Origin of the sequence: Longimicrobium sp. (assembly GCA_036387335.1) — a bacterium.
Lineage (GTDB): Bacteria > Gemmatimonadota > Gemmatimonadetes > Longimicrobiales > Longimicrobiaceae > Longimicrobium.
Genome location: DASVTZ010000203.1, coordinates 146,272 through 155,968, shown reverse-complemented (window position 1 = coordinate 155,968; position 9,697 = coordinate 146,272). Strand labels below are relative to the sequence as shown.

Below are 9,697 nucleotides of genomic sequence, written 5' to 3'. Positions count from 1 at the left end.
CGCCCCACGCGACCAACACCTGTAGGGGCAGACCTGCGTGTCTGCCCTCCTCCGCCACCATCCGACCCCTGCCTTCCGGCACCGATGCCTTGTAGGGGCGGCCCCATGTGGCCGCCCGTGCCCGCCGCCGCGCCGGTGCCGGGATGCGCAACCAACATTAGATTTGCGCATCCGACCCACCCGACGAACAAACGATGTCGACCCACACAGAAACCAACACCGGCGCCCTCACCGCCGCCGAGACACTTCGCGAGCACGGCCACCGCCTGATCGACCAGATGGCCGACTACCTGGCCACGGTGGACGAGCGCCCCGTCTCCACCCCGCACGCCCCGGGCGACCTGGCGCGCCGCTTCGCCGAGCCTCTCCCCCGCGACGGCCGCCCCGCCGGCGAGGTGTGGGACGATGTCTGGGAGAACGTCGTGGGCGACGCGATCCACTTCGCCAACCCGATGTACATGGGCCACCAGGTGGCGCCGCCGCTCCCGCACGCGGTGCTGGCGGATGCGCTCGCGTCGCTCCTCAACCAGTCGCTCGCCGTGTGGGAGATGTCCCCGACGGGCACGCTGGTAGAGGCGCAGGTGATGCGCTGGCTGGTGTCCGCCGCCGGCTTCCCCGCCACGGCGGAGGGGACGCTCGTCTCGGGCGGGAGCGTGGCGAACCTTACGGGCCTTCTCGCCGCCCGCGAGGCACGCTTTCCCGGAAGCTGGACGGACGGAATCGCGCGCACCGCAGATGCGGAGCGCGCGGTCCTCCTCGTATCCGGCCACTCGCACTACTCGGTGGAGCGCACCGCGGGGTTAATGGGGCTGGGGAGCGAGGCCGTCGTCTCCGTCGCGGACCGCGGCGGGAAGATGGATCCCGCGGCGCTCCACGACGCGCTCCGCACGCTGAAGCGCGAGGGGCGCATCCCCTTCGCCGTGAGCGCGACGGCCGGCAGCACCGCCACGGGCCTCTTCGACCCGCTGGACGAGATCGCGGACGTGTGCGCGCGCGAGGGCGTGTGGATGCACGTGGATGGCGCCCACGGCGCGTCGTTCCTGCTCTCGGACGGGCTGCGGCACCTGGTGCGCGGCATCGAGCGCGCGGACTCCATCGCCTGGGACCCGCACAAGATGATGTGGATGCCGATGTCCACCGGCGCCGTGCTGGTGCGCGATCGCCGCCACCTCGACGCCGCGTTCCGGCAGAAGGCGCCGTACCTCTTCCACACACGCCCTGGCGACGACCGCTCCTGGGACGCGGGGCGGATGACGCTCCAATGCTCGCGCCGCTTCGACGCGCTGAAGCTGTGGATCGCGCTCCAGCACCACGGCGCGGACCACTTCGCGGCCCTGCTGGAGACGACGGTGCGCGCCACGCACTCGCTGCACGCCAAACTGGCCGCCGCCCCGGACTTCGAGCCGGAGCACGCGCCGGAGTCCAACATCCTCTGCTTCCGCCACCTCCCCGAGCGCGGCGATGACTTCCAGTCCGAGCTCCGCCGCCGCTACAACGAGAGCGGCGCCGGCTGGATCACCACCACCGTCCTCAACGGCCGCCGCGTCCTCCGCGTGACCCTGATCAACCCCCACACCGCCGACGAGCACCTGGACCGCCTCCTGGACGGCCTCCGCGAGGTGGGGCGGGGGATCGCGTGAAGCACAGCGCCGCGTGGTGATCCGTACCCAACATCAAGCCACGGAGTGGCGGAAAGCACGGGCAGCCACGTGGGGCTGCCCCTACGAGGATTGGGGTGCGGGTGGCAGGGGTCGCGGAAGCGAAGGCGAGGGCGCGATAAACCCCGCCCCTGCCACAGATGCCGGGTTACAGGCGGAGTGCACCCTTTCCCCCGCTTGCGGGGGAGAGGGCCGGGGAGAGGGGGACCCCGCAGCGCACCAACGCATCCGGCCCGCCACGAACTCTCGCGGCGGGCCGTACCCCCCCATTCCCCATTCCCCATTCCCCTCCTACCGGTCCCCCAGCGCCGCGATGTCCCGCGACCGTAGCGCCCCGCCCGCCCCGAGCAGATCGATCACGCGGTCCGGCGAGGGCTGGTACTTCAAGGCGATCGCGCGCATGCCCAGCAGCAGGTTCACCGTCACCAGCGTGCCGGGAAGCTCGCTGCGGTCGAGCACCGAGCGCAGCTGCGCCTCCGCACCCTCGGCGAAGTTCCGCGCGACGATCACCAGCGTGTCGGGGAGCTCCTCGATGGCGGCGGTGACGGCCTTCATAGCGGAGCCGCCAAGCGTAAACGACACCTGCGGATAGGCGAGCACCACACCCTGGCGCTCGCCGTGGCTGAAGCGGATCGCCTGCTCGGGGCCGAGCGCGTCCAGCCGCGCGTCGCCCGTCAGGTCCTCCACCACGCGGCCCACGCGGGCGCGGAACTCGTCGGCCGCCGTGTCGCCGCGGAGCGAGAGGGAGCGGAGCGACTCGGCGAACACCCGGTCCGCGTCGAAGCCGCGAAAGGCGGGGAGGAGGCGCGCGGCGGTCGCCCGGTCCACCCAGCCGGTGCCGGCCAGGGCGTCCAGCAGCGCGGCGCCCTCCAGCTGCGGCGCGCGCGCGGCCACCCAGCGGAGCGCCTGCTCCATCCGCGTGGCATCGTCGCCGCCGGGCGCGAGCGTGAAGCCGGCCGGAGCCTCGAAGATCTTGGAAAGCTTGCCGAACCAGATCATCTGCCGAAAAACATGCGTGGTCTCAAGCGGGAACGGATGGACGATGGCGTCACCCCGCCCGGGCGTCAAGGACTTGCGGGGCTGGTACACTTCAGCCACGGTGGCGCGCGGCTTGACAGGGAAAGGGGTGACCGCATCTTGTGGACAGCCCCGCGCCCTTTCGTAACGTGCACCCGGAGAACCGTGTACCGGTCCCTAGCCGCCGCCGCCGCGCTCGCCGCCCTCGCCGGGTGCGACGTGAAGCGCACCCCGCCCGAGTTCTACAACCACCCTGACCCGGCCGTCGTCGACCGCCAGGAAGCCGCCAACGAGATCCGCTCGCGAGTGCGCGTCTTCGCCGAGGCGCTGGGGCGGATGGACACCGGCGACGCCGTGCAGGCGCTGGCGCCGGACTCCATGGCCGCGGTGGTGGGGGTGGAGGGGAACGACGGGATGGTGCGCTTCGGCGCGGCGGGGGTGCGCGCGGCGGTGGCGGAGCTGGCGATCGCGGCGCCCACCGTGGTGCGCACGCCGGACCTGCGGGTGAGCGCGTCGCAGGGGATGGGGTGGTTCTCCACCCACCTGCAGCTCCTCTCCACCTCGGCGGCCACCGACCCGGTGCTGCTGCGGATGAGCGGCGTCTTCGTGCGCGAACGCGGGGAGTGGCGCCTGATGGAGGCGCACCTCTCCCGCCCCGAGAGCGCTACTCCGGAGCCGGCCCCTGGGCCGAGTCCGGCTGCAGACTCGGCCGCAGCTCCGGCGGCAGGCGGATGACCTCCGGCTCGCGCTTCCAGTCCACGGGGCGCGCCATGGGGGCGTAGTCCGCGCCGGGCTGGAAGGCGAGCGGCTCGCGGGCGGCCTGGCGGTACGCGGCGGGGGTGATGCGCCCCGCCTCCAGCATGCGCCGCAGCACCTCATTGCGGCGCGCGCCCACGGGCCCCGGGCTCTGCTCGGGCGAGGGAAGGGCGGGGGGAAGGAGGATCCCCGCCAGCGTGGCCGCCTCTGCCAGCGAGAGCTTGCGCGGGTCCTTGCCGAAGTACTCGCGCGACGCGTGGAAGACGCCGTACACCGGCCAGTCGCCGGTGCGCCCCATCGAGATGCGGTTGAGGTACAGCTCGAAGAGCCCACGCTTGGAGAGGGCGTTCTCCAGAAGCGGCGACATCACCAGCTCGCGCGCGTCGCCGCCCACGCCGCCGTTGGCCAGGCGATGCACCTGGCGCACCAGGTCGCGCGAGAGCATGGGATTGCGGCCGCGCTCTTCGGGCGGCACGCGCCGGAACGACGCGGTGTCCACCACGGCGGTGAAGGCATCGGGAACGTGGCGCGGCAGCTCGTCCAGCCGCACCCAATCCGGGCGGTGGCGGGCGGCCTCGCGCTGGGCCAGGAGGCCGTGGTCCAGCCGCCCCCACATCGCCCACGCGAAGCCGCCGATCGCCCCCACCGTGCCCACGGTGATGACGGCCAGCAGGACGAGGGCGGCGTTGCGCGTGCCGCTCCCCTTGCCGGTGTCGGCGGCGCGGCGCGTGGCTCGCGGCTTGGGCGGCGCCCCCTCCAGCATCTTCCCCTTCGACTGCCTCCCTGCCATCCCGTCCCCCGGAGTCTGTGTCGCCCGTGCAGATTGCGCGTGCGGGGGGCAAAAAGTATTCCCCCCACCGCCGTTGCGACAGGCGGCGGGTGGGAAGGAAGTTGCGTGAGTGCGTGAGTGCGTGAGTGCGTGAGTGCGTGAGTGCGTGAGTGCGTGAGTGCGTGAGTGCGTGAGTGCGTGAGTGCGGGTCGCTCCTCTCCTGTCATCCTGAGTGACGCGCCGCACCTGTCTCGCCGGTGCTCCACCCTCTGGCGCGGAGCGAAGGATCTACTGCGCGGGCTTGGTCGTTCACACCGGGCCTCTTGCCTCGCCGGCTAGATCCTTCCTTCGCCGCAGAAAGTCCGGCGTGCGCCGCGGAGTACGGCGCAGGCGGCTCTCTCAGGATGACAACCGCGGGGGACGGGCCCTCGGACCGCACTAACGCACTAACGCACCCCTCGGCACTCCGGCACCGCCCGCGGGTACTGAGCGCAGAGCCGTCCTATCCCCCACACCGTACCCGTCCCACCGATGGAACAGACGTACTTTCGCCGCGGCTTCGGCCGGAAGAAGGAGATCGAGCCGCTCATCCGGTCCGAGTACCACAGCGCGCTGGTGGAGCGGATCCGCGCGCGCGGCTACGAGGACCGCTTCGGCGAGGGCGACCTCCAGGTGACGGTACGGCTCGCGGAGGAGTTCGGCTTCTGCTACGGCGTCGACCGGGCCGTGGACTACGCGTACGAGACGCGCCTCCACTTCCCCGACCGCCGCGTCTTCCTCCTCGGCGAGATCATCCACAACCCGCACATCAACCAGCGCCTCACCGGCATGGGGATCGTCTTCCTGCGCCCCGGCGCGGACGGCGAGTTCGACTTCGGCGGGCTGACGCCGGACGACGTGGTGATCCTTCCCGCCTTCGGCGCCACCACCGAGGACTTCCGGCGGCTCCAAACGGTCGGCTGCGTGCTGGTGGACACCACCTGCGGCAGCGTGCTGAACGTGTGGAAGCGCGTGGAGCAGTACGCGCGCGACGGGTACACCTCGCTCATCCACGGCAAGTACCGCCACGAGGAGACGCGCGCCACCGCCAGCCAGGCGCTCAAGCACGCAGGCGGGCACTACGTCATCGTCTTCGACATGGACGAGGCGCGGCTGGTGATGGACTACGTGGAGCGCGTCCCCGGGGCCCTCACCCGCGACGCGTTCATGGAGCACTTCGCGCGGAAGACGTCGGCCGGCTTTGACCCCGACCTCCACCTGGACCGCATCGGGGTGGCCAACCAGACGACGATGCTCTCCGGCGACTCGCTGGCGATTGCGGCGGAGGTGGGGAAGTCGATGGCGCGGCGCTTCGGGGCGGACGACCTGGCGGCGCACTTCCGCTCCTTCGACACCATCTGCTCAGCCACGCAGGAGCGGCAGGACGCGGTGGTGAAGCTGGTGGAAGGGCCGCAGGGGCCGCCCGACGTGATGCTGGTGGTGGGGGGATACAACTCGTCCAACACCAACCACCTGGCGATCCTCTGCGCCCGCCACACCGTCACCTACCACATCGCCGACGCGGATTGCATCGATCCGGAGCGGGGGACGATCCGCTTCAAGCCCGCCGGCACCCCGCTCGACGCGCCCGAGGCGGAGGCGGAGGACTGGATCCCATCCGGGCCGCTGGTGGTGGGGATCACCGCCGGGGCCTCCACTCCCAACAACAAGATCGGTGAGGCGCTCGAGCGGCTCCTCCGCACCCGCGGCGTGGAGCTGGAGCTCGGCGAGCCCGCCATCGTCTAAAATGGACGGCTTGTATGAGTGGTGGCGCGGAATGATCGCTAGTCGGGGTAAATTGAGGAGGCCTGTTCCGCGGTGACGCTCAGCTCCGGGAAGAGCTCCTGGAATGCGGCGAAGATCTGCGCGTCGAAGGAGCCCTGGTCCTCCACCATGATCGCCATCGCCTCGGCGGGGGTGAGGGGGCGGCGGTAGCTGCGCGCGGTGGTCAGCGCGTCGAAGACGTCGGCCACGCGCAGGATGCGCGCGGAAAAGGGGATCGCCTCCCCCACCAGCCGGTCCGGGTAGCCGCCGCCGTCCCACCGCTCGTGGTGCGAGCGCACCATGGGGCGGATGTCCCACGGAAAGTCCACGCTTCCCAGCATCGCCTCGCCGGTCACCGGGTGGCGCTCCATCAGGGCGCGCTCCTCGTCGGTCAGCCGGCCGGGCTTGTTCAGCACCTCCTCCGGCACCTCGATCTTCCCCAGGTCGTGCAGAAAGGCCCCCATGCGGAACCACACCATCTCGTGCGGGGCGATCCCCACCTTTTCCGCCAGCCGGCACGCGTAGTCGGCCACGCGCAGGCAGTGCCCCACCGTGTAGCGGTCCTTGGCTTCGATAGACTCGCCCCACTGCTGCACCAGCACCAGGAAGTCCGTCTCCAGCTGGTCGATCCGCCCCTGGATGTCGGCGGTGTCCGTCTGCGCCTGGAGCCCGGTGAAGAGGGTGTGGGAGCGGTTCAGCGCGGCGAGCGCGTCGCGGTTCCTCCCCAGCTCGCGCAGCACCAGCGCCAGCTCACGCTGCGCCTCCGCCTCCAGCAGCGGGTCGCGCTGGGCGGCGATGTCGGCCGCGCGCTGCAGGTGGATGGCGGCCAGGTGCGGCTTTCCACTCTTCCGGTAGATCACGCCGTAGAAGCGCAGCGCCTCCGCCTGGTTGAGGTTGTCACCAGTCTGGCTGAAGATCTCGAACCCCTCGTCGCAGCTCTCCCGTGCACGCAGCAGGTCGCCCGCGGCCACGTAGAGCTCGGCGCGGTTGACGTGGATGATCCCGGCACGCACCACGTCGCCCAAGCGCTGGCAGATCTCCAGCGCTTCGTCGAAGAGGCGCGCCGCCTGGTCCAGCTCGCCCAGGTCCACGTGCAGCATCCCCAGGTTGTTGAGCACCGTGACGCGCCCGCTCTCGGTTCCGCCCCGGCGGATGTGCTCCAGCCCCTTGAGGTAGTAGTCCCGCGCTCCCTGCAGGTCGCCGCGGATGTTGGCGAGGATCCCCAGGTTCTGTGCCGCGTTCCCCAGCAGCACCGGGTCGCCGGACTCCTCGCCGCACCGGTACGCCCTGTGAAAGAGGCGCTCAGCCTCGCCCATGTTGCCGCTGAGCCGGGCCAGGTCCCCCATCCCGTTCAGCGCGCGGCCTCGCATGGAGGGAACGTTCTGCGCCTCCGCCAGCTCCAGCACGCGCGCGAACTCGTGCTGCGCGGTGGCGAACTCGCCCGCGCGGGAGTGGCAGTACGCCAGCCGCGCCAGCGCCTCCATCGAAGTAGGAAAATCTTGCTGTTCGAGGGCGGAGCGGTATACCGCGTCCAAGCTGCGGGAGGCTTCTTCCCACAAGCCGACGCGTTCCAGGGCGGAAGCGGCGTCGAGACGCTGCTGCTGGTCGTCGTTCACCCGGCCGGACCGTCAAGAGAGGTGGAGCAAACGCGCCTGGAAAGCTCGTCGCGGAGCTTTCCAGGCGCGCCGGTATGCATCAAGCGTGGCGGCCCGGTTACTGGACGCCGCCCATGTAGCCGCCGCTGATGGTCGCTTCGCCGTCGGCGCCGCGGCCCATCACGCCGCCCATGTAGCCGCCGCTGACGGAGCTGCGGGTGGTGTCGCGCTGGACCCCGCCCATGTACCCGCCCTTGGCGGCGGAGATGGTGCCGGGTGCGAGCGGCGAGGTGGGCGACTCCGACGAGCAGCCGCCCGCGCCGATCAGGATGCCGAGGGCAAGAGCGGAGAGGCTAATGGTACGTACGCGCATGGGTGGGAATCCCGGGCTAGGGGTGTTTAGAATGAGACACGTTTTGGGTGGGGGAACGCTTCGAAGGTACTGCTGGATGTGCGGAGTGTCAATATTTTTGTCAGCGGTTTTTGAGCCATCGCGTAAGATAGGCCATCGCGGGGCACCAGCGACGCGCGCGGTTGCGCGAATCGCCGGTGTTTCCTCGCGCTGACGGGCTGCTCGGGCCGTTCAGTGGTGCCCGCCGGGCGAGCGCGCGACCCGGAAGACGTGGTTCAGCGTCCCCAGAGACGCGCCGAGCCCCGCGATGGTCAGAAAGATCCCCACCAGCAGGTACGCCAGCGCCGCCCCGCTCCGGTCGATGTCACGCCAGGTGCCGGAGGCGAAGTAGGCCACCGCCGCCAGCGCCAGCAGCAGGGCGCCCGTGCCCACGCCCACGGCGAGCGCCAGGGTGCGCACCACGCCCTCCGGGATGTCGATGTCCGGAATGCCGAGCGCGCTGCGCGACCTGGGGCGCGGGTTGTCGGCGCTCCAGTTGTCGAAGCGGTTCTTCACCGTGCCGTAGGTGCTCTCCCCGTCCGGCCCGTGGCGGCGGCTCATGACTCCCCCTGGTGGCTGAGTGCGTAGACGTAGGCGGCGATCTGCCCCACCTGCTCGGGCGTGAAGTTACCCCCGCCCCGCGGCGGCATGGCGCCGGGGAACTTCTTGGGGTTGGGCACGCCGGAGTTGATGAGGCTCACGATCTCCGGGTACGCGCCCGTGATGTTCAGCCACTCCTTGTCGTTGAGCGGCGGCGCGGCCGTGCTGCCGGTGCCGCCGGCGGCGTGGCAGGCGGTGCACGTCTGCCCAAAGAGCTCCTGCCCTTGGTCCACCATCGCCTGCGTGACGCCGGCGGGGAGGTTCTTGGCCACGATCTTGGCGCCGCCGCCGCCGACCGCCGAGCCCGGCGTGACCGGGGGCGGATCGGGGTGGCTCCACCCCGGCATCACGGGGGCGGAGCGGTGCGACACGGGGGGGTACCCGCCGGGCGGCTGGTCCGGCTTGCAGGCGCCGGCCAGCGCCGCCGCAAGGGGCAGGGCCAGCCACAGGGCACGGGCCGGGATCTTCCGGCTCGCAGTGGTCTCGCGCATGGTCTCGTTTCCGGGTTCGCCCGGGGGCGCACAGAGGCCCCGCGGGGATGGACAAAAGAACGAACGGGGGCGGCGCGCGCAAGGCTCCGCGCTCACTCCCCCGCCTCCGCCCGCGCCTGGCGCGCGGCCCGCTTCAGCCGCTCCACCATCGCGGTCAGCCCCACCTCGCGCGTGGCCAGCCCGATCTTCCCCATCACCCGCGGCACGAAGTCCTGGGGGATGGCCAGCGTGGTCTCCGGGGGCTGCCCGTTGAGCGCGTCGAAGAGCAGCGCCAGCAGCGCGCGGATGGTGGGCGCGCCCTGCGGCACGTCCGCGTGGAAGTGCATCTTCCCGTCCACCACCTCGGGGAAGATGGCCACGGGCGTCTGGCATTCGGTGACGCGGTACTGCTCCGCGTCCAGCCCGCGGAAGCGCTCGGGCAGGGGCGGCAGCTTGTTGGCGTACTGCACCAGCGCCTGCCGCGTGAGGTCGGGCGTGAGCGTGGCGAAGCGGCGGAGGATCTTTTCGATGCCCGGGGGAATCCCGGCGGACTGGGTTGCGTCGCTCATGGCGTTGCGCGGGTTGCAGGAAACATGCTCCCGAACGTAACTCCCGCCCCACCTCCCCGCATCATCCCC

At 71.3% G+C, this 9,697-nt stretch carries 10 protein-coding genes; 3 read left to right on the top strand and 7 right to left on the bottom strand.

What is annotated here, in order from left to right:
- Nucleotides 1-194: 194 nt before the first annotated feature.
- On the top strand, nt 195-1,640 hold the full coding sequence (locus VF647_20740) for a pyridoxal-dependent decarboxylase (protein ID HEX8454521.1): 1,446 nt from the start codon (nt 195-197) through the stop codon (nt 1,638-1,640).
- A 309-nt stretch (nt 1,641-1,949) separates the two neighbouring features.
- On the opposite strand, the gene VF647_20735 is transcribed toward VF647_20740, so the two are convergent.
- Nucleotides 1,950-2,657, bottom strand: coding sequence for a hypothetical protein (locus VF647_20735; GenBank protein ID HEX8454520.1), 708 nt, complete (start codon nt 2,655-2,657; stop codon nt 1,950-1,952).
- 183 nt (nt 2,658-2,840) lie between these two features.
- Here VF647_20735 and VF647_20730 point away from each other — a divergent pair, with 183 nt between their 5' ends.
- Nucleotides 2,841-3,410, top strand: coding sequence for a nuclear transport factor 2 family protein (locus VF647_20730; protein HEX8454519.1), 570 nt, complete (start codon nt 2,841-2,843; stop codon nt 3,408-3,410).
- On the opposite strand, the gene VF647_20725 is transcribed toward VF647_20730, so the two are convergent.
- On the bottom strand, nt 3,340-4,221 hold the full coding sequence (locus VF647_20725) for a transglycosylase domain-containing protein (protein HEX8454518.1): 882 nt from the start codon (nt 4,219-4,221) through the stop codon (nt 3,340-3,342). The two genes, VF647_20730 and VF647_20725, sit on opposite strands and share 71 nt — an antisense overlap.
- Before the next feature lie 510 nt (nt 4,222-4,731).
- Between VF647_20725 and VF647_20720 the strand changes: the two genes are divergently transcribed.
- Nucleotides 4,732-5,985, top strand: coding sequence for a 4-hydroxy-3-methylbut-2-enyl diphosphate reductase (locus tag VF647_20720; GenBank protein ID HEX8454517.1), 1,254 nt, complete (start codon nt 4,732-4,734; stop codon nt 5,983-5,985).
- A gap of 38 nt (nt 5,986-6,023) precedes the next feature.
- On the opposite strand, the gene VF647_20715 is transcribed toward VF647_20720, so the two are convergent.
- From VF647_20715 to VF647_20695, 5 genes are all read right to left on the bottom strand, one after another.
- Entirely contained in the window at nt 6,024-7,619 is a 1,596-nt protein-coding gene (locus VF647_20715) for an HD domain-containing phosphohydrolase (GenBank protein ID HEX8454516.1), read from the bottom strand.
- Nucleotides 7,620-7,716: 97 nt separating this feature from the next.
- Nucleotides 7,717-7,971 (bottom strand): hypothetical protein, encoded by a 255-nt coding sequence (locus tag VF647_20710; protein HEX8454515.1) that lies wholly within the window; start codon nt 7,969-7,971, stop codon nt 7,717-7,719.
- A gap of 210 nt (nt 7,972-8,181) precedes the next feature.
- The gene (locus tag VF647_20705) at nt 8,182-8,550 is read right to left on the bottom strand and encodes a hypothetical protein (GenBank protein HEX8454514.1); all 369 of its coding nucleotides are present in this window, start codon (nt 8,548-8,550) and stop codon (nt 8,182-8,184) included.
- Nucleotides 8,547-9,080, bottom strand: a complete 534-nt coding sequence (locus VF647_20700; protein ID HEX8454513.1) for a cytochrome c — start codon at nt 9,078-9,080, stop codon at nt 8,547-8,549. The genes VF647_20705 and VF647_20700 overlap by 4 nt, the downstream gene beginning before the upstream one ends.
- Before the next feature lie 92 nt (nt 9,081-9,172).
- A complete protein-coding gene (locus VF647_20695; GenBank protein ID HEX8454512.1) occupies nt 9,173-9,628 on the bottom strand; it encodes a SufE family protein in 456 nt (151 codons plus the stop codon).
- Nucleotides 9,629-9,697 lie beyond the last annotated feature (69 nt).